The organism is Pseudomonas cremoris, assembly GCF_014230465.1.
This window is the reverse complement of the sequence record NZ_JAAXCY010000002.1, coordinates 292,846-314,364: the sequence shown is the minus strand read 5'-3', so window position 1 is coordinate 314,364 and position 21,519 is coordinate 292,846. Positions and strand designations below refer to the sequence as shown.

The following is a 21,519-nucleotide window of genomic DNA, read 5'->3' as shown; positions in this document are numbered from 1 at the left end:
TTGCTCGCGAATGCGGTGGATCAGTCACCAGATGTGTTGACTGACCCACCGCATTCGCGAGCAAGCCCGCTCCCACATTTGATTTGTGCTGGTTCAAGTAATTGTCGTAAATCAACCCTATAGACAAAAGGCACGGCGCATTCCGTGCCTTTTGCGTCTGGCTCTGAGAAAATGCCCGCACTTTTTTTGCGGATGCCGACATGACTGCCCTCAAGAACGACCGTTTCCTTCGTGCCCTGCTCAAGCAACCCGTGGACGTCACCCCTGTGTGGATGATGCGCCAGGCGGGTCGCTACCTGCCGGAGTACCGCGCCAGTCGCGCCAATGCCGGTGACTTCATGAGCCTGTGCATGAATCCTGCGTTCGCCTGCGAAGTCACGATGCAGCCGCTGGACCGCTATCCACAACTGGACGCGGCCATCCTTTTTTCCGACATCCTGACTATTCCTGATGCCATGGGCCAAGGCCTGTACTTTGAAACCGGCGAAGGCCCGCGTTTCAAGAAAGTCGTCAGCACTCTGGCCGACATCGAGGCTCTACCGATCCCCGACCCGCACAAGGATCTGGGCTACGTGATGGACGCCGTCAGCACCATCCGCCGCGAGCTCAATGGCCGCGTGCCGCTGATCGGCTTCTCCGGCAGCCCATGGACCCTGGCCACCTACATGGTCGAAGGCGGTTCGTCGAAAGACTTCCGCAAGACCAAGGCCATGCTGTACGACAACCCGCAAGCCATGCACCTGCTGCTGGATAAGCTGGCGCAGTCGGTCATTTCCTACCTCAACGGCCAGATCATGGCCGGTGCACAAGCGGTGCAGATCTTCGACACCTGGGGTGGCAACCTGTCGTCGGCGGCGTACCAGGAGTTCTCCCTGGCCTACATGCGCAAGATCGTCAGCGGCCTGATCCGTGAACACGAAGGGCGCAAAGTGCCGGTGATCATGTTCACCAAGGGCGGCGGCCTTTGGCTGGAGAGCATTGCCGACGCCGGCGCAGACGCGCTGGGCCTGGATTGGACCTGCGACCTGGGCGAGGCCCGCCAGCGCGTGGGTAACCGCGTTGCGCTGCAAGGCAACATGGACCCAACTGTGCTCTACGCCAAGCCGGAAGCGATTCGCACCGAAGTCGGCCGCATCCTGGCCAGCTATGGCAAGGGCAGCGGGCATGTCTTCAACCTGGGCCATGGCATCACGCCGGAAGTGAACCCGGAGCATGCCGGCGCGTTCCTGCAGGCCGTGCACGAGTTGTCCGCGCAATACCACCAGTAACAACTTCCGCCTGAAACCCATCACTTCGCGTACGTGGAGTGATGGGTTTTTTATTGCCTGAATCAAAGTATTTGTATTTTTAAAAGACAACTTGTTACTTAACGTAGTTGGGCTTTTTTTTGCGCCTGAAAGTTAACGCTAAGACTTTTCTTACAGTCATTGTTTGTTGCTTCCGCGAATATTGCGGCCGGTTGTTGTTCGGTAACTCTTCAAGGCATCGTTCGCGCCATGTGTGTGCACTATTTACCAAGTTTTAATCGTGGGATAAAAATCGTGATCAAAAAAAATATTTCGCAATGGGGCGGCGCTTCTTCGTTGGCCCTAGCAAGTGCGTTGCTACTACCAGCACAGAACGCCATCGCTCATGGCTTCTTGAATGACCCACCTTCCCGGGCGTTCCAGTGCCAGAAAGGCCTGAACAAAGACTGCGGCGGTGCTCAGTACGAACCGCAAAGCGTGGGTGAAACCTTCAAGGGGTTTCCGGCCGGAGTAGGCGGCGCGCCGTTGCAGGGGCCGGTTGACGGGAAGATCGCCAGTGGTGGTCATGGCCTGTTTTCTGCGGTTGACGCCCAGTCAGCCACGCGTTGGTACAAGACTGAAATCAAGGATCGCACTGTAAAGTTCGATTGGAAGTACACGGCGCCGCACCCGGTGACCAAGCATGAGTACTTCATCACTCGCAATGGTTGGAATCCTAACCAGCCACTCGCGCGCGCTTCGTTCGAAAGTACCCCGTTCTGTTCGGTCGACGGTGGCAACGTACTGCCGACGCCAGGCACCAAGCACGAATGTGTCATTCCACAGGACAAAAACGGTTCTCACGTACTTCTCGGTATCTGGACCGTGGGTGACACCGATGCGGCGTTTTACAACGTTGTTGACGTGAACATCATTGCCGAAGCCGAGTTGCCTGGCGGGTGGAGCAATGTTGGCAGTATCGCTGCGTCCACCCAGTTGTTGGCGGGGGATAAGGTCAAGGCCCGCGCCTTCACTGCTGACGGTGAGAGTGCGTCGCACTCGGTTGAAATCAGCATTGATAACGCCGAAGAGGGCGTGCCTGAGAACTGGGCGTTCAAGCTGGCGGATAAAATCAACAAGACCCAGACCTTGATTCAAGCGGGTATCCGCGACGAGCAGGGCAATGTTGCGCCGGTCAAAGGCCAGAACAACCTGTATGCCCAGAAAGATAGCGGCGTGGTTCGTTACGAAGTCGCTTTGGACATGAAGCAGGACGAAAGTGCAAAAATGGCCTTGTCGTCATTTGCTACCGAATACGTCCTGGACAAAGGTCGCGCGACCCTGAATTTCACCATGCTCGCCAACCGTGAGATGAACGTCGAAGCCACCTTGTTCAACGCCAGCAACAAAGCCGTCGGTTCTGTAAAAACCCTGGCACAGGGTTCCGGCACTTGGCTTGAAATGGATGTGCGTTCGGAACCCGGTACTCACCACATGACGTTGGTGGGCACTACCACAGACGGGCGTACCACGCTTCAGGATACCCAGCCGGTCAACATGACAGGTGAAGGTGGCGCGAAGGACTACCACTTCGTATTCCCGGAAGGCCTGACAACCTATGACGCCGGTACCCGTGTACTGCACCCGCAAACGGGTGAAGTTTATGAGTGCAAGCCGTTCCCCGAGTCGGGCTACTGCAAGCAGTACACACCAACCGCCACGGGCTTCGAGCCAGGTGTTGGCCATCACTGGCAAACCGCGTGGAACCAACTGTAAGCGTTAGTTGAGAAAGCCCGAGGTAAGTAAATTAGAACTTTCCTTGGGCTTTTTAAGTGGAGTGGATTGGCTGTCTGTGGGCGTAAATTAAATGAAGCAAGTGTGTGGTTTAGCTTGCCCGGTCATATCAACTTGGGAAGCAAATATTTGTGTGCTCGGTACTTTTGTTTTTAAGTTTCCGGTCTTTTTTTTAATGGGTATTTGTTGTTTTTTTCAGGTGTTTTCTTTGTATACCCACCCCCCTTTTTTCATTGAATGCACGGTACGCAGGTGCGTATGACGTTACGCATGTCCTGGGTCCGGGTGCTCTTCCTGGCACTGCCTTTGGGCTATGGCCTGATGCTGGCGTGGCAGGAGAGGGTGTTTCGCCAAGGGTTACAGGCGCCCTTACCGACACCAGTCCCTACCGTGCCCATAGCGGTACCGGCGCCGCTCAACACCCTGGCGGTGGCGACAGTGCTTGGTTTTTCCTCGCCGGGCGCAAGGGTAAGCAGTGCTGAACCCTTGACGTTGCTGGCCACGGTAGTCGGCACTGGCGAGTCGCGGGCGTTGCTGGCCGGGCCCGCTGGCGAACGGTTCTACCGTGCCGGCGAGCGGTTGTCGGCAAGTAGTGTGCTGCGGCGCATTGAACCGGCCCACGTTGTGCTGTGGCGCCAGGGTCGTGAGGAACTACTGATGCTCCGTCCTGCGGGCGAGAGGTTTCTGCAGGTTGTGGATGCACATCGCAAGGAGGCAAGAAGCCTTCATCTCAAGCCAACCGCCGAACAATCCCGCAAGTGAGTAAACCCATGCACAGCATCATCGGGCAGCGCACCTTATGCGGCGTCTTTGGCGCAATGACCCTGTTCGCAGCGTTGTCCACGGGCTACGTGTCGGCTTCGCAAGAGCGCTGGCAGTTGACCATGAACAATGCCGAGCTGCGTGATGTGGTCGAAGAAATATCGAGCATCTTGGGTAAGACGGTGATCCTCGACCCCAAAGTGCAGGGCCGGATCACCGTGATGTCCAGCCAGGCGCTGGACCGTGAAGGTGTTCGACGGCTGTTTTACAGCGTGCTCGATACCCATGGTTTCAGTGTGATTGACCAGGGCGATCAGATCCTTGTGGTGCCGGTTGCCCAGGCCAAGTCCCTCTCGGCCGATGCGCAGGAGCCCACGGCGGCCCCCGAGCAGTTCGTGACGCAAGTCATCGCATTGGGCATCAGCAACGCTTCTGATCTGGCCGGGCTCATCAGGCCCTTGATCTCCACCAATGGCTATGTCGGTCCCTCCGTTTCGGCCAATGCCTTGGTGATTACCGATACGGCGCGCAATGTACGGCGTATCAGTGAGGTCGTGCGGCAGTTGGATTCGGGCGCGAAGAATACCCATGAACTGGTGGAGCTGCGCCATGGCGTCGCGGTGGATATCGCTCGGTTGATGGAAGGCACGCTGGGCAAACAAAATGCGGAAAGTGCCATTTCAGTATTGGCCGATCCGCGCGGCAACCGTCTGGTGATCGTCGGCACAGCGGCCGTGCGCCAGCGCCTGGTGCAGTTGGCCCGCAGCCTGGATACCACCGCCCCCGAGCGCCTGGACAATGCCCGTGTTATCCGTCTGCGCTACAGCGATGCCAAGCAACTGGCCGAAGTGCTGGACACCATGGGGCAAGGCAGCAAATCGCCGCTGTCCGCTTTAGGGCTCAAAGACACCACCGCCAACGCGCCTTTCATGGTGCGCGCTGATGAAAGCCAGAATGCCCTCGTGGTGGTGGCAGAACCGGCTCAGTTGGCAACGCTCGAAGGCATCGTGCGCGAGCTGGACCGGCCGCGTGCGCAGGTGCTGATCCATGCCGCTATTGTCGAGATTTCCGGCGACATCGCCGAAGCGCTCGGTGTGCAGTGGGCGCTCAACGGTAGCGGTGCGTCGGGGCTGATCAACTTTCCTGGCACTGGGTTGCCGATCATCGGCGGCTTGAAGTTCGACGAGAAAAGCGTGGTGCCCGAGGGGGCATTGCTCAAACTGGGTGGGGACCATTTTGGCGCGCTGATTTCCGCCCTGGCCAGCAACAGTCGCAGCAACCTCTTATCGACGCCGAGCCTGCTGACCCTGGACAACCAGGAGGCGGAAATCATCGTTGGTCAAAACGTGCCGTTCAAGACGGGCTCCTACGCCACCAACAGCAGTGGTGCGGATAACCCCTTTACCACAGTGGAGCGCAAGGACGTCGGTATCAGCCTCAAGATAAAACCCTACATCAACGAAGGCTCGACCCTGCGCCTGGAGGTCGAGCAAGAAGTCTCCGACATCGCCCCGGCCGTGTCAGGCGTGGACTCATCCGACCTGATTACCAACAAGCGTGCGCTGAAGAGCACGATCCTGGCCGACGATGGCGAGATCATCGTGATCGGCGGGTTGATCAAGGACAGCGTGCGTACCCAGCACAGCGGAGTGCCGCTGTTGCGCGACATTCCTTATCTCGGCGCGCTGTTTCGTTGGAGCCGCGACACCCAGGTCAAGAGCAACCTGATGGTGTTCCTGCGCCCGACCATCGTGCGCAGTGGCCAGGACCTGTCCGGGATCAGCCAGCGGCGTTATCAGGACCTGCGTGAGCAGAGCTTGCCGACGTCTGGCCAGCATCGATCCCTGCAACTGCGAGCATTGCCAGCAGGGCTATCGCGGGCGTGTTGGCATCTATGAGTTGGTTCGGGTGACCCCCCAACTGGCCGGGATGATTCACCAGGGGGCCGGTGAGCAGGCGTTGCTGGCCGAAGCGCGACGTCACTCGCCAAGCCTGTTTCAGGACGGTCGTCGGCTGGTACTCGAAGGCTTGACCAGCGTGGATGAGCTACTGCGGGTCATCCAGGAGAGTTAGTCGTGCCCACCTTTGACTATCAAGCCCGAGACCGTCAGGGCCGTACGTGCCGAGGTCGGCAAGAGGCCGACAGCCCGCGTCACGCCAGGCAATTGCTGCGTGAGCGAGGCCTGCTGCCGAGCCGGGTGCAAGCAGCGAGTGTGCGTGACAGCAGGGGATTGGCGCTGGGACTGAATGCCGCTGACCTCGCCTTGTTGACCTTGCAACTGTCGACCCTGGTCCAAGCGGGTTTGCCGCTGGAGCAAGCCCTAAAAGCGGTGGCCGAGCAGAGCGAGAAACGTCGCGTATCCCGTCTGCTCGTGCAGGTGCGCGGCCGTGTGATGGAAGGTCATTCACTGGCCGCTGCGCTAGGGGCATTTCCTCGGGCATTTCCAGAGTTGTTTTGCGCGACTATCGCTGCCGGTGAGCGCTCGGGGCATCTAGGCCACGTGCTTGAGCAGTTGGCTGCGTATACCGAAGCACGCCAGGCGTCGCGCCAGAAGATTCAACTGGCCCTGGTCTATCCGGCGTTACTGATGACGGCCTGTGTGGCAATCGTCGGTTTTCTGCTCGGGTACGTCGTGCCGGATGTGGTGAAGATCTTTGTCGACAGTGGCCAGCCGCTGCCCCGGCTGACCCAGGCCATGATCGCTGTAAGCCATGGCCTGCGTGCCTACGGACTGGTGCTGTTGGTGGTACTGGCCGGCATCGTGATAGGGCTGCGTTGGAGTCTGCAGCAAACGCGCGGGCGCTGGTATTGGCACCGCCTGGCGTTGCGTATTCCGCTGGTGGGCGGCGTTTTGCGCGCAATGGAAGCCGCGCGATTCGCCAGCACCCTGGCGATCCTCGGGAAAAGCGCCGTGCCGTTGGTGGACGCCCTGGAAATCGCTGCTGCCGTGATTGGTAACGTGACCATTCGAGCGCGCATGGCCGATGTCGCCCGTTCTGTGCGCGAGGGCGGAACCCTGACCCGCGGGCTTGAAGCGGGCGGCGATATTCCACCGCTGATGTTGCACATGATCGCCAGTGGCGAAAGCGCTGGTGAACTCGACGCCATGCTGGCGCGCGCCGCCGAGCAACAAGAAAAAAGCCTCGCCGCTCGTATCGCGCTGGTGGTGAGTTTGTTCGAACCGGCAATGCTGGTGGTGATGGGTGGCGTGGTGCTGCTGATCGTCATGGCGATTCTGTTGCCGATTTTAAGCCTTAACCAACTGGTGAACTGAATGCGCAAAATGCCCCAGGGCCAACGCGGTTTTACGCTGATTGAAATCATGGTGGTGGTGGTCATCATCGGCGTGCTCGGCGCCATTGTGGTGCCGCAGTTCATGAGCCGACCCGACCAGGCGAAAGTCACGGCCGCCAAGACGGATATCCAGGCAATTTCCACTAGCCTGGAAATGTATCGCCTCGACAACGCTTATTACCCCTCGACCCAGCAAGGCCTGGAGGCCTTGATCCATCGCCCGACAGGCACACCGGCCGCTAGGAACTGGAACCCTCAGGGCTATCTGAAAAGCCTGCCGGTGGACCCTTGGGGTACGCCCTACCAATACCTCAATCCTGGCGTGCGCGCAGCCAATGGCGGCTATGACCTCTACTCATTGGGCTCCGATGGCGTAACCGGTGGCGAAGGCCACGCGGCGGATATCGGCAACTGGGGAGGCTGATCGGATGCCTAGGCGCAGCCGTGGATTTACCTTGCTGGAACTGATGGTGGTGATCGCCCTGATCGGCATCGTGCTGGGTGTCGTCAGCCTGTCGACCAGTAACAGCCCCGGGCGCGTGGCACGTCAGGAGGCCGGCCAACTGCTGCAAGTGGTCCAGCAACTGCGCGAGCAAGCCGTGCTCGAGGGGCGTGAATACGGTGTGCGCATACAGCGTGATGAATATCGCGTCGCGCGCCTTGAACACGAGGGCTGGCAACCTGCCGGTGCCGTGCACCGGTTGCCCGAGGGCCTGTACTTGCACCTCGAACAGGAAGGTCAGCAACTGAACCTCGACGGTACCGTGCCGCAATTGCTGATGCTCAGCAACGACGAACTCAGTGCATTTGTCCTGTACTTCAAGTCGATGGAGCAGACGTGGCTGAGCGTGGTCAGTGACGGCGCGGGAGACCCTTGGATTGAAGGGTAAACACCGGCGCAATCGAAAACGTACCAAGACGGCCGGGGGGTTCACCTTGCTGGAGGTCATGATTGCCCTGACAATTTTCGCCACGTTGGCCGCCGCCGTGATCACGGCCGGCCATTACTCATTGCAGCAGAACAGCCGGCTCAAGGAGCAGATGCAATGCGTGTGGCTGGCGGATAACCAACTCAGCGAATTGCGCTTGCAGGCTGCGTCGCCTGGGCGCCAGCAATTGCTGCGGCACTTTGACCAGAGTGATTGGGTGGTCGAGCAGATCATCACGCCGGATACGGACCCTCGAATGCTCAAGGTCGATATCAGCGTCACGCGCCAAGGCAGCGATCAGCCGGCCTACAGCACCAGCAGTTGGGTGCTTGCCGTGCATGAATAAGCAACGTGGTTTTACCCTGCTGGAATTGGTCATTGCCCTGGCTATCTTTGCCTTGTTGGGGCTGGCCAGTTGGCGGCTGTTCGACACGACCGTACGCGCACAACAAGGCGTGGCCAGCCACGAACAGTCACTGCGTCGCCTGCAGCGGGTGCTCGGCGTGATTGAGCGGGATGCGTTGCACGTAGCGTCATCGGTCATGGTCCTTGGCCCCACCACCTTGCAGCTGGTGCGCAGCAACTGGCGCAACCCACATGACCTGCCGCGCAGCGGGCGTCAGCATGTGCTCTATCGCCTGGAAAACCGCGTGCTCTGGCGTGAAAGCCGAGGGTTGGATTCACCCACGGTGGAGCGACAGAAACTGCTCGATGATGTGCACGAGTTCACCTGGCGATTGTACGACCCCGAAACCGGTTGGAGTGCCACGTGGCCAGTGGGGCGAGGCGCAGCGACCACGCCGCCGCAAGCACTCGAAGTGGTGCTGTCGAGTGATCGTTTCGAGCGAATACGCCGCGTATGGCCATTGCCCCAGGGGCATCCATGAAGCGTCGCCAACGCGGTGTCGCGTTGCTGAGCGTGTTGCTGGTCATGAGCCTGGCGTTGTTACTGACGGCGGCCATGCTGCGTAGCCATTTGTTGATGTTGCAAGGCAGCACGCGTCACTTGCACCAGGTACAGCTTCGGCAATTGGCACTGTCGGCGGAAGCCTGGGCAAAGCTCGCGCTGGAGGCGACCGAGGATGACAGGCAGAGGGTACACACAGCCCAACCGTGGGCCCATGTGGTCTGGCCTTTCGCGACTGACGGCGCGCAGATCAATCTGCACATCGAAGACCTTTCCGGTCGCTTCAACCTCAACGCGCTGTTGAGCGAAGGGCGCGTGGATAGGGTGGCAGGACAGCGCTGGACGCGGCTGCTCGGCTCCCTGGGGCTGAGTCCGTTGGACTTGCCGGCAACCGGCGCGATACAGGAACTGAGCCAGTTGCGCGTGCTGCCGGGTATCGACGGTGCGCTCTTGCGCAGGCTGGAGCCTTGGGTGGCGACCCTGCCAGAGGACGCCGCGTTGAACATCAATACTGCTCCGGCGCAGGTGTTGGCAATGTTGGACGGCGTGTCCATGGCGACTGCCCAGGCACTGGTGGCCCAACGATCCGACGACGGTTACGCCAGCGTCCAGGCGTTTACCCATGATCCGCTGATCGCGGGGCTGGGAATCAACAGTCAGGGCTTGGGCATCGGCAGTCGCTGGTTTCGCGTCAGTGTCGAGGTAAGCCTGGGCACCAATCGCTTACGTTTGGTCAGCGAGGTTGAGCGTGAGCGCAAAACCGGGCGCTGGCGCGTGGTGCAGCGACGTTTCCTTCCTCCGATTTCTAGCGAGAACTCTTTATGAAAAACTGGCTTCATTTGAGCGCCGAAGGCCTCGCTGCGCCTTCTGACGAGTGGCCGTGTCTGCTGTGGCGCGCCGCAGGTGACTGCGAGCGGATGCGGTTGGCCGAAGCCGCGCAGCGCCTGGCTGGGCAACCTGTCGATCTGTTGCTGCCAATGGAAATGTGCAGCTTCTTGCGCACAGAGCCTTGGCCGTCAAAACGTCGACCGGACGCCCAGGCGATCGCCTTCGCCATTGAGGAACAACTGGGTGAAGACCTGGAGGGGGTGCACGTGTGTGCCGGGCGCCGTGACCGCCAGGGTCGTTATCCGGTGCTGGTCACGCATAAAGCGCGTTTCAGGGCGTTGCTGCATTTACTGGCGGCACTGGGTATTCAAGTCCGTAGCGTGAAGGTGGACGCCAATCTATTACTCGACGATTCCACCGATGCCGTCGACTGGCTTGACCGTCGCGTAGTCGGCGGCAACCTGCACGTGGCGCTTTCCCCACAGGGCCTCAAGGCCATTGAACCCTTGCTTGTCGAGCCGTTGCAGTGGCTCGGCGACACCGACAGCCGGATGCTGATTGAAGCGGCGCTGTGGAGTGGACACGGCCAATCGATCGACCTGTTGCAGGGTGAGTTCGGTCGCGCCCGGCGGGCCTGGCCTTGGGTGACGTTGGCCCTCGCGGCCACCTTGCTGTTCATGGTGGATTGGGGGTTCAAGCGGGTGCGTATTCAAACCCTCGAAGGGCAGGCGCAGCAGTTGTATGCGCAAAGCCTGCAACGGTTTCAAGCGCTGTATCCGCAGCAGACCCGTGTCGTAGATCTTTCTGCGCAGCTCGATGCGTTGCAGAGGCAGGGCGCGACCGCTTCGACCACTGCGCTCGCACATCTAGTGTGGCTCACCGAGCAGGTGATCGGTGGTGGGGATGTGGACGTGCAGCGCATCGATTTTCAGGCGGGTGATGGCTGGAAGGTGCAATTGACGACCTCCAGTTTCAATGAACTGGAGCGACTGCGTGAGCGTGGGCAGCAGAGCGGGATACCGGTGCGTATCGGCAATGCCAGTAAGAATGGAAACCGGGTACAGGCGGTGTTGATGTGGGAGCAGTCGTTGTGAAGCGCCGGATTGAGTCGACCTTACGCGCCTGGAAAAGTCTGTCGTTGCGCGAGCGCTACTTGCTTATTTGCATGGCACTGCTGCTGCTCTGCGGATTGCTCTACTCATTATTGTGGCAACCCACGCAGCAACAGTTGGCCGGTGCCGAGCGCCTTTACCAGCAACAGTGGGTCCTCTCGCGGCGAGTGTTGCTTGCTCAACCCCAACAAGAGATGTCGGTTGCCACGCAACCCTTGCCGGCCCGGCTCAGTGAACGCGCAACGGCGGCAGGCCTGGATCTGCATCAGATGGAAGTGGATGGCGACCAATTGCGCCTGAGCATCAGCGGAGAAGCGCACGCACTGTTGAGCTGGCTTGCTGATCTGGAGCGCGATGGCACGCCTTTGCTCACGTTGACGCTGCAAAAGCGCGAGCAGCGGCTAGAGGCACGCCTGGTGCTTTAGGTGTTGGCCCAAACGTGTCGACCGACGGTATAGCAAACGGCGCTTTCAGCATTCTCGCGCTGCCCTTTCGTAGTCTTTGGAATTGTTCCTAAGTCCAAAGGGCGCTCTTTCGTCAAGAATCCGCCGCGAATTCACTCGCCGATGATTGGCATTGATGAAGAGGTGATAACCCAATGAGCGTTACCGAATATTCGATGAGCCAGAAAGTCCTGCACTGGGTTTCTGCCGTCATCATTGTGTGGTCGTTGTTGTCGGGTTTTTATGTAGCCGTATTTACCGTTCCTGCCGCCATCAAGGCGTGGGTCGGTTTTTTTAACGTGTCGTTGACCACGTTGTATATCCCAGTCTTTGTGCTGCGGGTTTATTGCTCGTTCTCCCACGGCCTGGATTTTTCCACCCGGCGCTCGCTGCAGGAGTACATGGCGTTATTCGTCCACAAGGCCATGTACCTGGTGTTGGCGGTGGTATTGGCGACGGGCGTGCTGATGATGGATCGGTCGATCAATGTGTTTAACCTGTTCGCCATTTCCCCGTTCCTCAGTGACCCCGCAACCATTGCCAGGTTTACCCAAGTGCATGTGCTGTCGTGCGTGTTGCTGTTGTTGATGCTGGTCCTGCATATCGGCGCGGTGGTACTGCATGAGAAACGTGGCAAACGGGTGATGGCGCGGATGTCGTTCAAGGTCCGGGACCTTGAAACGACGGCGCTTTAGGCGCGAGCGAGTGGCGGCAACTTCGCCAACTTCAACGCCACCAGCAACGCACCGATCAGCAGAGCAACGACAAACGCCCCAATCCCGTTCCACCCCGCAAAGTGCCAGAAAAACCCGCCAGCCGTACCGGCCACGCTGGACCCCGCGTAGTAGCAGAACAGGTACAACGACGACGCCTGCCCCTTGGCCTTCACCGCACGGCGACCGATCCAGCTGCTGGCCACCGAGTGGGCGCCGAAGAAGCCGAAGGTGAAGATCAGCATGCCTGGCACCACCAGCCACAGCGGGGTGAGCAGGGTCAGGGCGATGCCGGCGAGCATCAGCACGATGGTGGCCCACAACACGCGGCGGCGGCCAAGGCGGTCGGCCAGGGAGCCGATTTTCGCCGAGCTGTAGATGCCCGAGAGGTACACCAGCGACAACAGGCCGACCACCGCTTGGCTCAAGTCATACGGATCGGCTAGCAGGCGATAGCCGATGTAGTTGAACATCGTCACGAATGCGCCCATCAGCAGGAAGGCTTCGAGGAACAACCACGGCAGGCCCGCGTCCTTGAAGTGCATGACAAAGCCATCCAGCAGGTTGCGCGGCTTGAGGCTACTGGCGCGGAAGTTGCGCGACTCGGGGAGGATTTTCCAGAAGACCGTGGCCGCGATCAGCGCCAGGGCGCCGATGATCAGCATTGCGGTGTGCCAACTGACAAAGTCGATCAACACGCCGATGATCAGGCGTCCGCTCATGCCGCCAATGGCATTGCCGCCGATGTAGAGGCCCATGGCCAAGCCGATATGCTGTGGGTGGATCTCTTCGCTCAGGTAGGTCATCGCCACGGCCGCCAGGCCGCTGAGCGACAGGCCGACCAGCGCGCGCATCAACAGGATCCCTTCCCATGTCGGCATCAAGCCGCTGGCGATGGTTGCCAGTGCTGCGCAGAACAGCGCGGAAACCATCACCGGTTTGCGTCCCAGCCGGTCGGATATCGGTCCGGTGATCAATAGGCCCAACGCCAACATCGCGGTGGCAACCGAGAGGATCAGGCTGCTTTGGGCCGCGTTGATGGAAAACTCGTGGGACAGCGCCGGCATCATCGGCTGCACGCAATACAGCAGGGCGAACGTCGCAAAGCCGCCGGAGAACAGCGCCAGCACCGTGCGCATGAACATCGGTGTGCCCTTTTCGATGTAGGCGTCATTGAGCTGGGCCACCACCTCATCCAGGGCGGTAGGCGGGACTTCTTGGGCGAGTGGAGCGACAGCAGAATTCACGGGGACCTCGGGGAGGAAGAACGTGCCAGGACCGGCAATGCAAAAAAGAATATAGCTGGCTAATGATTCTTTCCAATATATTGTTCGACCTGTTTGATAGCTTTTACGACCTAATGAGGTTTGCATGGAATTACGCCACCTGCGGTACTTCATCGCCGTTGCCGAAGAACTGCATTTCGGCCGGGCCGCGCAGGTGCTCGGCATCTCGCAACCGCCCTTGAGCCAGCAGATCCAGGCGCTGGAGCAGGAGGTGGGGGCACGCTTGTTTGAGCGTACCAATCGTCGGGTCGAGCTGAGTGAGGCGGGCCGCTTGTTCCTGCAAGAGGCGCGATTGGTGTTGGCACAAGTCGACAAGGCTGCGGATGTGGCGCGGCGTGCGCAGTTGGGTGAACTGGGTGAGTTGAAGATCGGCTTCACCTCATCGGCACCCTTCAACTCCAGCATCCCCCAGGCGATCTTCGCGTTTCGCCAGGCATTTCCCTCGGTACACCTGAACCTGCAGGAAATGAGCAGCACCCAAGTGGCCGAGTCACTGGTGGATGAATCGATCCAGGTCGGGCTGATGCGTCCGTTGCCGTTGCCGGACTCCTTGAGCGTGGTCGAGTTGATGCGCGAGCCGCTGGTGGCCGTGATGAATGCCGGCCACCCGCTGGTCGAGGGCAGTGAGCGTGGCCTGCTTCTGGCGCAGTTGGCACAGGAACCGTTCGTGTTTTTCCCGCGAAGCTACGGCAGTGGTCTTTATGCGCAGTTGATCAACTTGGCACGTGATGCCGGTTTCAGCCCCCACTTCGCCCAGGAGGCAGGGGAAGCGATGACCATCATCGGGTTGGTGGCGGCGGGGTTGGGGGTGTCGGTGTTGCCGGCGTCTTACCAGCGCATCCGCATTGACGGCGTGGTGTACCGCACTTTGCTGGACCCCGAGGCGGTGACGGCGGTGTGGCTGGTGCAGCGCAAGGGCGTGCAAACGCCAATGGCGCAGGCGTTTGTGGAGTTGTTGACGCGTAAAGTGGCGGTGTAGGCAGGGTCACATATCGGGTAACGCATCCGCCTTAGTGATTGTCCGGAAAATTGCGCAGAATCGCTTTTTTTCAAGTGAGTGATAGGGATGGCACTTCTTTATCAGCCCAAGGAGGGCAGTGTGTTGATTTGTGATTTTCGAGGCTATGAAGTACCGGAAATCATCAAGATCAGGCCCGTTATAGTGATTCGCAAGCACCGAACCAACAAACTGCTGGTGACGGTGGTTCCGTTGAGTACTACCGCTCCACAGACGGTTCTGGACCATCATTTGCAACTCGACAGCCATCTTCAAGGAGCGAGTCCGATCTGTTGGGCGAAATGCGACATTGTGGCGACGGTGAGCCTGGGCCGGCTCGATAGAATCAAAAGTAAAGATCGCCATGGCAAACGAACTTACAAAATCGCAGAACTCACCCGCGAACAGTTTCGCGCGATAAAAGCAGCGGTGCGCAGTGCGCTTGGACTGCACTGAGTTTTGCGACAGACCGGCGGCGCTTTGCCATTGATTGCGGGCAAGGAGTTTTCGGGCATACTGGCCACGTTCCCGAAAGGGGCTTGTGAGACTCTGAGGATCCTGGGCAACCAGCCATCGCAGAGCCAGGCAGGAAGCGGCGATGACAAGCCAACCTGTTTGTGAAGAGGGCGCCGAAAGGCGCCCTTTGTCGTTTCTGTTGAACCCAAATTCGTTTGATGGCGAGGAAGCGGTACCCGTTTTACTTAGTAGTGCCGGTTTGTTCGAACAACTGCGCCGCCGAGCCCGCCTCGTTTGTACCATTGCTGCGCAACGCCGCCATGATGTCGCGGTCCAGCATGCTCACCCAACGGTTGTAGTTGCGATGGATCTTGCCGTCCTTGTAGCCCAGTTGGCGGCTGTCGCGGTAGGTGATGGCGTAGCTGTTGCGGGTGTAGCGGATGTCGATAGCGGCGTAATACTGGTTACGCACGTTGATCTCGGCCTGCACCAGTTGCGGGCTCAGGCGCTCTACCGTCCAGTCGCGTTTTTGCAGGGCGTTGACGATGATCGTTTTCATCTTTTCTTCGCTGACCTGGTTGTCGACCGGCAGCTCATGCTGGGTGTTGAGGATCGGCTTGTTGGTGCAGCCGGCGGTGGTCAACAGGGCCAGGGTGATCAAGGTAGCGCGTAGCAAGGAAGACATTCCGTATTCTCCAATCGATTAAAAAGTCAGGACCAGCGGCGGAAGATCAGCGACGTGTTCACGCCGCCAAAGGCGAAGTTGTTGTTCATCACGTAGTCGTTGTGCATCTCGCGGAATTCACCTTGCAGGTAATCCAACTCGCCGCATTGTGGGTCGACGGCGTCCAGGTTGAAGGTGTGCACGTACTGGTTGCGGTTCATCATCTCGATGCTGAACCACGACTCCAACGCCCCGCAGGCGCCCAGGGTGTGGCCGAGGAAACTCTTCTGCGAGCTGATGGGCATGCGGCTGCCAAACAGGCTGCTGGTGGCCAGGGTTTCGGCAATGTCGCCCTGGTCGGTGGCAGTGCCATGACCGTTGACGTAGCCGATGGCGTCCGGGGTAAGCCCGGCGTCTTCCAGTGCCAACTCCATCGCGCGGCGCATGGTTTTCTGCTCCGGACGCGTGGTGTGCTGACCATCGGCATTGCTGCCAAAACCCACCAGTTCCGCGTGGATGTGCGCACCGCGTGCCAGGGCATGTTCCAGTTCTTCCAGCACCAGCATGCCGCCGCCTTCGCCGATCACCAGGCCATCGCGGCCACTGTCGTAAGGCCGCGGGCTGGTCTGCGGTGCATCGTTTTTCAGGCTGGTGGCGTACAGCGCGTCGAACACCATGGCTTCGGTGGGGCACAGCTCTTCGGCGCCGCCAGCGAGCATCAACGGCAGGCGGCCGAACTTGATTGCTTCATAGGCATAACCGATGCCCTGGCTGCCGCTGGTGCAGGCACTGGAGGTGGGGATCAGCCGCCCGGTCAGGCCAAAAAAGATGCTGATATTCGCCGCTGTGGTGTGGGGCATCATGCGCACGTAGGAGTTGGCGTTGAGCCCCTCGGCTACCGAGTTCAGCAGCATGTTGCCGAACGCCTTGATCTCGTCGGTGCTGCCGGTGGATGAGCCGCAGGCCACGCCCATGCGCCCGTCCTTGATCGACTCGTCGCCCAGCAAACCGGCGTCCTGCAACGCCTGCTCCGCCGCCCACACCGCCAGACGCGAGACGCGGCCCATGCTGCGCAGCTGCTTGCGGGTCCAGTGGGCCGGCACGACAAAATCGTCGATCGGTCCGGCCAGGCGCGTGTTCAATTCGGTGAAACGGTCCCACTCATCCATGCGGCGAATGCCACTGCGGTTGGCGCGGAAGTTGGCTGCGATGGTGTCCCAATCGCCGCCCAGGGAGGTCATGCCGGCCATGCCGGTGACTACGACGCGCTTCATCAGCACAGGCCTCCATTCACGGCCAGGACCTGGCGAGTGATATAGCCGGCTTCGGCCGACATCAGGAAGTTCACCGCGCCGGCGACTTCTTCCGGGGTGCCCATGCGCTGCGCGGGGATCATCTTCATCAGTTCTTCCACCGGTACGTTTTCATCGAGCATGGCCGTGTCGATCAAACCCGGTGCGACGCAGTTGACGGTGATCTTGCGTTTGCCCAGCTCGATGGCCAGGGCCTTGGCCGCACCGATCAGGCCGGCTTTGGAGGCGCTGTAGTTGACCTGGCCACGGTTGCCAATCAAGCCGGAAACCGAGGTGATGCAAACGATGCGCCCAGCGGCGCGACGACGAATCATCGGCATCATCACCGGGTGCAGCACATTGTAGAAACCGTCGAGGTTGGTGCGCATTACCACGTCCCAATCGTCTTCCGACAAGGCCGGGAACGCGCCGTCACGGGTCAGGCCAGCGTTGAGCACCACGCCGTAATAGGCGCCGTGTCTCTCAACGTCCGCTTCCAGGATTTGCTGGCACGCGGCACGATCCGCCACATCGAATTGCAGCACCCGCGCCTTGCGCCCCAGGGCCTCGATTTCGACCTGCACTGCATCGGCTTCGGCACGGCCATTGCGGCAATGCAGCACGATGTCATGGCCGGCCTGCGCCAGGCGCAGGGCAATGGCGCGGCCGATACCACGGCTGGAGCCGGTGACCAGTACGGATTCAGTCATGGCGTTTCGTCCTTCGATTCATCTAAATAGTTGGCCGCCTGGGGCGGTCGAAATACGTTCAAGCGAGCGCTGGCTTGGATGCCGTCACCGGTGAGATGGCATTCGAACACACCCATGCCATTGTCGTCTTCCAGCGAACGCAGGCCGTGGATGGTCAGTTCGGCACCGGCCGGGAAATGCTCCACGTTGCATTCGAACTTACGGGTGCCCAGCAGGAAGCCCAGTTCCACCGCTTCGCCTTTCTGGCGCGCGCGGCAACCGGCGTAGGCGGCAACACTTTGCGCCATCAACTCGATGCCAACCCACGCTGGCAGGCTGCCGTCAGGGCGGTTGAACAGGCCGCCAGGGGTGACGGTGGCGCGGGTATGAATCTGCTCTTCATCGAACGACAGCACCTGGTCGATCAGGATCATGTCGCCGGCATGGGGCAGCAGTTCAGCGAGTGGCCAATCGATCATGGGGCCTCTCCGATAATCAGGCTGACGTTGTTGCCGCCGAAGGCAAACGAGTTGCTCATCAGGCGGCGTTTTTTCAAGGGTTCACCGGTACGTGTCCATTGCAAGGCGGGCAATGCCGGGTCGGCCTGGCCGTCCCACACATGCGGCGGCATGACGCCGTGCGCCAGGCTCAGCCAGCAGAACGCCGCTTCCAGCGCTCCGGCGGCGCCCAGGGTGTGGCCGCTCATGGGCTTGGTCGACGAGCAGGCCACGCCGTTGGGGAACAGGCTGGCAACCGCCAGGCTTTCCATCGCGTCGTTGTGCTGGGTGGCGGTGCCGTGCAGGTTCAGGTAACCGATGTGCTCGGGTGCAAGCTTTGCGCTGGCCAGGGCCTTGCGCATCGACTGCAGAGCGCCTTTGCCGCTGGGCTCGGGTGCGGAAATATGGTGCGCATCGCAACTGGCGCCACTGCCCAACAGGGCGATGGGCGCCGGTTGCCGGGTCATCAGGAACAGCACGGCCGCTTCGCCGATGTTGATGCCGTTACGGTTCACCGAAAAGGGGTTGCAGCGCTCGTTCGACACGGCGTCCAGCGAGCTGAACCCGTTGAGGGTCAGCTTGCACAAACTGTCGACGCCACCGCAGATCACTGCATCACACACCCCGAGCGCCAGCAGGCGCTGGGCACTCATCAGCGCACGGGCGCTGGAGGTGCAAGCGGTGGAGATCACATAGGCCGGGCCGCTCAGTTGCAGCCAGTCGGCGAGGAAGTTGGCTGGGGCGCTCAGTTCTTGCTGCTGGTAGTCGTAGTCGGCCGGGAACTGATGTTCTCGCAGGTAATGGGCGATACCGCGACTGGCTTCGTCGATGCCCGACGTGCTGGTGCCCAGCACGATGCCCACGCGCGATGCGCCGTAGCGATGGATCGCTTGGCGAATGTCATCCTCGATCTGCAACGCCGCTTCCAGCAGCAGCTGGTTATTGCGGCTGCTTTGCTGGCCCAGTTCCGGTGGGATGGTCGCCAGCTCGCCGTGCACGCCGGCCACCGGCAATACGCGCTCCGGCACCCAGCCGCTTTCGGCGCGCATGCCCGAGCAGTCGCCGGCGAACAGGCTGCGCGCGACCTCGGCCTGGCTACGACCAAGGGCGCAGATCACGCCGAGCGCATTGAGGTAGGCGGTCATTGGGCAGCCCCAAGTGGCGTGATGCGGTAGCTCAACGGTTGCCCGCTGATGTTCACGCTGAACACTTCGGAAGACTGATACACGATCTGCCAATGACCGGGCAGGGTGCGCGTCAGGTCCATGGCTTGTGCGTTGGGGTACAGCGCGCGCAGGTCATCTGCCGAGGCCAGTGCAAACAGCAGCGCGGCGAACAGCTCGCGCGCCTGAGGATTGGGCGGCAGCAAGCCGTCGGCCTGCCACTGGCCATTGATCAGCTTTTGCCGGGCCTGTGGGATGCCTAGCGGGTCCATCATCGACCAGCGAATACCGCCGCCTTCGCGCTGGATCACCAACAACCAGTCCTGGCTTTGGCCATCGGCCAGGCGTTGCACATGCAGTTGCATCGGCAAAGCCAGGGCCGGGGGTTTCTCGGGCAGCGGCGGTTGGCTGGCGCAGGCGCTCAGCAGCAACAGGCAGCCGATCAGCAACAGGCGCATCATGGGGTGGCGCTCGCCAGGGGCTTGCGTGCCACGCAGTTCACCAGGGTTTCTTCGCGTTGGCCCACCGGTGGCGCCTTGCGCAGGCCCCAGCGTTCCAGCAGGCCGAAATCGCTGGAACGGCTCCACCACAAGTATGGGTACGAAACGTTCTGCGCGCCGAACTCAAAACCCTGCTCGCGGATCATCTCCAGGTACTCTTCGGCGCTTTTCTGCACGTGCATCGGGTGGCGGAACAGCCAACGGATCACCCACGTGTCGATATAGGCCTCGGTGGACTCGGCAAACAGCAGGTAACCGCCCGGTTTGAGCACGCGGTAGAACTCTTTGAGGGCGCGGTGCTGTTCAACCAGGTGGTGGAAGGTCTGGTGGCAGAACAGGATATCGACGCTGGCATCCGGCACATCGAGGGTGGCGCAGTCGCTGCCGATCAACTCGATATCCAGGCCCTGGCGCGCGGCTTCGACCTTGCTCAGCTCCAGGCTGTGGGGGTCGGCATCCAGGCCGATCAGGCGCGCGGGGGCGAACACCTGCTGCAGATACTGGAACGACTTGCCCTGGCCGCAACCGGCGTCAAGCAACACGGGTGCCTGTGGCAACGGGTCGGTAAACAGGCTACGCAGGTCGTTGATTGCCACGCGTAACACGTGGTGCTGCCAGGTGTGGCTGCGCAGGAACCAGAAGCCGAACTTGGTTTCTTCGACGTAGTTCTTACTTAGGTACTGACTGCTCATGCGGCATCCCCTGCACAAATCTCCGACAACATCCGTAACCGCCGCTTGGGTTCGCTGACAAACGGGTTGCGCTCGTCCCACGCATAACCGGCGAGGATCGAGCAGATCATCCGGCGAATTTCCGGCGAGCTATCGGGGTGGTAAATCACATCCTGGAAGGTGCCGGCGTACCAGCCTTCGACGTAGCAGCGGAAGGTGTCGACACCGCGCTTGAGCGGTACGGCAAACTCGGTTTCCCAGTCCACCGTTTCGCCCGTCAGCTGGCGATGCAAGAGACCGGCGGCCATGCTCGCCGAGCGCATGGCAATGGTCACGCCAGAAGAAAACACCGGGTCGAGGAATTCCGCCGCATTGCCCAACAGCGCGAAACCTGGACCGTGCAGGGTTTTGACGTTGGCCGCGTAGCCGCCGATGGTGCGCGCCGGCGTATCCCACACCGCGTTTTGCAGCACGCCGGACAGGCTTGGGGTCTCGTCGATAAAACCGCGCAGGCAGGCATCGAGGTCGCTGTCGCGGCCGTCGAAGTGCTCCTTGGCGGCGACCACACCCACCGAGCAACGGCCATTGCTGAACGGGATGGTCCAGAACCAGATATCGCGCTTCGTTGGATGGGTGGTCACCAGGATCTTGGTGCGGTCGAAGCCTGGGTGTTCGATGCGGTCTTCGACGTGGGTGAATACCGCCTGGCGCACCGGGAAGTCAGACGGCAAGTCCAGCTCCAGCAAGCGCGGCAGCACGCGGCCATAGCCGCTGGCATCGAGCACGAACTTGGCCTTGAGGTGGTACTCGCTGCCGTTCTCGCGGCGTACGTGCAGGTAGCGGCAGTCGCCCTTGAAGTCCACGCCGACGATGGTTTCGCCGTAGCGGATCTCGACGCCTTGAAGCGCGGCCTGGTCGGCCAGCAACTTGTCGAACTCGCCACGCTGCACCTGGAAGGTGGTGGGCTTGCCGTTGCTGAACGTGTCGCTGAAATCAAACGCGCTGTAACGCTCGCCCCAGGCGAATGCCGCACCGGTCTTGAACTGGAACCCGGCAGCTTGCACGGCGTCAAGCATGCCGGCTTCTTCGATGAAGTCGATGCAGTGGGACAGCAGGCTTTCGCCAATCGAGAATCGCGGGAAATGCTGGCGCTCGATGATCAATACATCATGCCCTTTGCGCTTTAACAGCGCAGCGGCGATGGCCCCGGACGGACCGGCACCAATCACCACCACCTGGCGACGTTCCATTTCAACTGTGGGCACGAGGGCTCCTTGCCGCTTTGGCGATAATCA

General features: G+C 60.6%; 24 protein-coding genes and 1 pseudogene. 16 read left to right on the top strand and 9 right to left on the bottom strand.

What is annotated here, in order from left to right; translation table 11 throughout:
• The first annotated feature begins 200 nt into the window (after positions 1-200).
• The 14 genes and pseudogenes from hemE to HF257_RS04900 all read left to right on the top strand — a co-directional run bounded on the left by hemE (position 201) and on the right by HF257_RS04900 (position 11,991).
• Positions 201-1,268, top strand: coding sequence for a uroporphyrinogen decarboxylase (gene hemE, locus HF257_RS04965; RefSeq protein ID WP_185704876.1), 1,068 nt, complete (start codon positions 201-203; stop codon positions 1,266-1,268).
• Between the two features lie 264 nt (positions 1,269-1,532).
• Positions 1,533-3,002 (top strand): N-acetylglucosamine-binding protein GbpA, encoded by a 1,470-nt coding sequence (gbpA, locus tag HF257_RS04960; protein ID WP_408635609.1) that lies wholly within the window; start codon positions 1,533-1,535, stop codon positions 3,000-3,002.
• Positions 3,003-3,278: 276 nt separating this feature from the next.
• The gene (locus tag HF257_RS04955; protein WP_185712022.1) at positions 3,279-3,782 is read left to right on the top strand and encodes a type II secretion system protein N; all 504 of its coding nucleotides are present in this window, start codon (positions 3,279-3,281) and stop codon (positions 3,780-3,782) included.
• Between the two features lie 8 nt (positions 3,783-3,790).
• A complete protein-coding gene (gene gspD, locus HF257_RS04950; protein ID WP_185704882.1) occupies positions 3,791-5,680 on the top strand; it encodes a type II secretion system secretin GspD in 1,890 nt (629 codons plus the stop codon).
• Positions 5,634-5,855: pseudogene (locus HF257_RS04945) on the top strand (ATPase, T2SS/T4P/T4SS family); the annotation flags it as partial. The gene gspD and the pseudogene HF257_RS04945, both read left to right, overlap by 47 nt.
• A 2-nt stretch (positions 5,856-5,857) precedes the next feature.
• The gene (gene gspF / locus HF257_RS04940; RefSeq protein ID WP_185704884.1) at positions 5,858-7,057 is read left to right on the top strand and encodes a type II secretion system inner membrane protein GspF; all 1,200 of its coding nucleotides are present in this window, start codon (positions 5,858-5,860) and stop codon (positions 7,055-7,057) included.
• Complete coding sequence (gene gspG, locus HF257_RS04935; RefSeq protein WP_185704886.1) at positions 7,058-7,501, top strand: type II secretion system major pseudopilin GspG; 444 nt, start codon at positions 7,058-7,060, stop codon at positions 7,499-7,501.
• A 4-nt stretch (positions 7,502-7,505) separates the two neighbouring features.
• Positions 7,506-7,967 (top strand): type II secretion system minor pseudopilin GspH, encoded by a 462-nt coding sequence (gene gspH / locus HF257_RS04930; protein WP_185704888.1) that lies wholly within the window; start codon positions 7,506-7,508, stop codon positions 7,965-7,967.
• Positions 7,933-8,352 (top strand): type II secretion system minor pseudopilin GspI, encoded by a 420-nt coding sequence (gene gspI, locus HF257_RS04925; protein WP_408635597.1) that lies wholly within the window; start codon positions 7,933-7,935, stop codon positions 8,350-8,352. Before gspH ends, gspI begins: the two co-directional genes overlap by 35 nt.
• Positions 8,345-8,893, top strand: a complete 549-nt coding sequence (locus HF257_RS04920) for a type II secretion system protein GspJ (protein ID WP_185704894.1) — start codon at positions 8,345-8,347, stop codon at positions 8,891-8,893. Before gspI ends, HF257_RS04920 begins: the two co-directional genes overlap by 8 nt.
• Positions 8,890-9,738: a type II secretion system minor pseudopilin gene (locus HF257_RS04915; protein ID WP_185704896.1), complete on the top strand. Its 849-nt coding sequence runs from the start codon at positions 8,890-8,892 to the stop codon at positions 9,736-9,738. Before HF257_RS04920 ends, HF257_RS04915 begins: the two co-directional genes overlap by 4 nt.
• A complete protein-coding gene (gene gspL, locus HF257_RS04910; protein WP_185704898.1) occupies positions 9,735-10,835 on the top strand; it encodes a type II secretion system protein GspL in 1,101 nt (366 codons plus the stop codon). Before HF257_RS04915 ends, gspL begins: the two co-directional genes overlap by 4 nt.
• A complete protein-coding gene (gene gspM, locus HF257_RS04905) occupies positions 10,832-11,278 on the top strand; it encodes a type II secretion system protein GspM (RefSeq protein WP_332872202.1) in 447 nt (148 codons plus the stop codon). Before gspL ends, gspM begins: the two co-directional genes overlap by 4 nt.
• Before the next feature lie 173 nt (positions 11,279-11,451).
• Positions 11,452-11,991: a cytochrome b/b6 domain-containing protein gene (locus tag HF257_RS04900; RefSeq protein ID WP_185704900.1), complete on the top strand. Its 540-nt coding sequence runs from the start codon at positions 11,452-11,454 to the stop codon at positions 11,989-11,991.
• Here the strand turns inward: HF257_RS04900 and HF257_RS04895 are convergent.
• A complete protein-coding gene (locus tag HF257_RS04895; RefSeq protein ID WP_198913505.1) occupies positions 11,988-13,208 on the bottom strand; it encodes an MFS transporter in 1,221 nt (406 codons plus the stop codon). The two genes, HF257_RS04900 and HF257_RS04895, sit on opposite strands and share 4 nt — an antisense overlap.
• A 172-nt stretch (positions 13,209-13,380) precedes the next feature.
• Here HF257_RS04895 and HF257_RS04890 point away from each other — a divergent pair, with 172 nt between their 5' ends.
• Positions 13,381-14,274, top strand: a complete 894-nt coding sequence (locus HF257_RS04890; protein WP_185704904.1) for a LysR family transcriptional regulator — start codon at positions 13,381-13,383, stop codon at positions 14,272-14,274.
• Positions 14,275-14,361: 87 nt separating this feature from the next.
• Entirely contained in the window at positions 14,362-14,748 is a 387-nt protein-coding gene (locus tag HF257_RS04885) for a type II toxin-antitoxin system PemK/MazF family toxin (RefSeq protein WP_185704906.1), read from the top strand.
• Between the two features lie 241 nt (positions 14,749-14,989).
• Here HF257_RS04885 and HF257_RS04880 read toward each other — a convergent pair whose 3' ends face one another.
• The 8 genes from HF257_RS04880 to HF257_RS04845 are packed head-to-tail and all read right to left on the bottom strand — an operon-like array spanning position 14,990 to position 21,489.
• Positions 14,990-15,433, bottom strand: coding sequence for a hypothetical protein (locus HF257_RS04880; RefSeq protein WP_185704908.1), 444 nt, complete (start codon positions 15,431-15,433; stop codon positions 14,990-14,992).
• Positions 15,434-15,459: 26 nt separating this feature from the next.
• Complete coding sequence (locus HF257_RS04875) at positions 15,460-16,686, bottom strand: beta-ketoacyl-ACP synthase (protein ID WP_185704910.1); 1,227 nt, start codon at positions 16,684-16,686, stop codon at positions 15,460-15,462.
• Complete coding sequence (fabG, locus tag HF257_RS04870; RefSeq protein WP_185704912.1) at positions 16,686-17,414, bottom strand: 3-oxoacyl-ACP reductase FabG; 729 nt, start codon at positions 17,412-17,414, stop codon at positions 16,686-16,688. The genes HF257_RS04875 and fabG overlap by 1 nt, the downstream gene beginning before the upstream one ends.
• The gene (locus tag HF257_RS04865) at positions 17,411-17,872 is read right to left on the bottom strand and encodes an ApeP family dehydratase (RefSeq protein WP_185704914.1); all 462 of its coding nucleotides are present in this window, start codon (positions 17,870-17,872) and stop codon (positions 17,411-17,413) included. Before HF257_RS04865 ends, fabG begins: the two co-directional genes overlap by 4 nt.
• Entirely contained in the window at positions 17,869-19,035 is a 1,167-nt protein-coding gene (locus HF257_RS04860) for a beta-ketoacyl-[acyl-carrier-protein] synthase family protein (RefSeq protein ID WP_185704916.1), read from the bottom strand. The genes HF257_RS04865 and HF257_RS04860 overlap by 4 nt, the downstream gene beginning before the upstream one ends.
• The gene (locus HF257_RS04855) at positions 19,032-19,514 is read right to left on the bottom strand and encodes a hypothetical protein (protein ID WP_185704918.1); all 483 of its coding nucleotides are present in this window, start codon (positions 19,512-19,514) and stop codon (positions 19,032-19,034) included. The genes HF257_RS04860 and HF257_RS04855 overlap by 4 nt, the downstream gene beginning before the upstream one ends.
• Complete coding sequence (locus HF257_RS04850) at positions 19,511-20,245, bottom strand: class I SAM-dependent methyltransferase (RefSeq protein ID WP_185704920.1); 735 nt, start codon at positions 20,243-20,245, stop codon at positions 19,511-19,513. The genes HF257_RS04855 and HF257_RS04850 overlap by 4 nt, the downstream gene beginning before the upstream one ends.
• Positions 20,242-21,489: an NAD(P)/FAD-dependent oxidoreductase gene (locus HF257_RS04845; protein ID WP_185704922.1), complete on the bottom strand. Its 1,248-nt coding sequence runs from the start codon at positions 21,487-21,489 to the stop codon at positions 20,242-20,244. The genes HF257_RS04850 and HF257_RS04845 overlap by 4 nt, the downstream gene beginning before the upstream one ends.
• Positions 21,490-21,519: the final 30 nt, after the last annotated feature.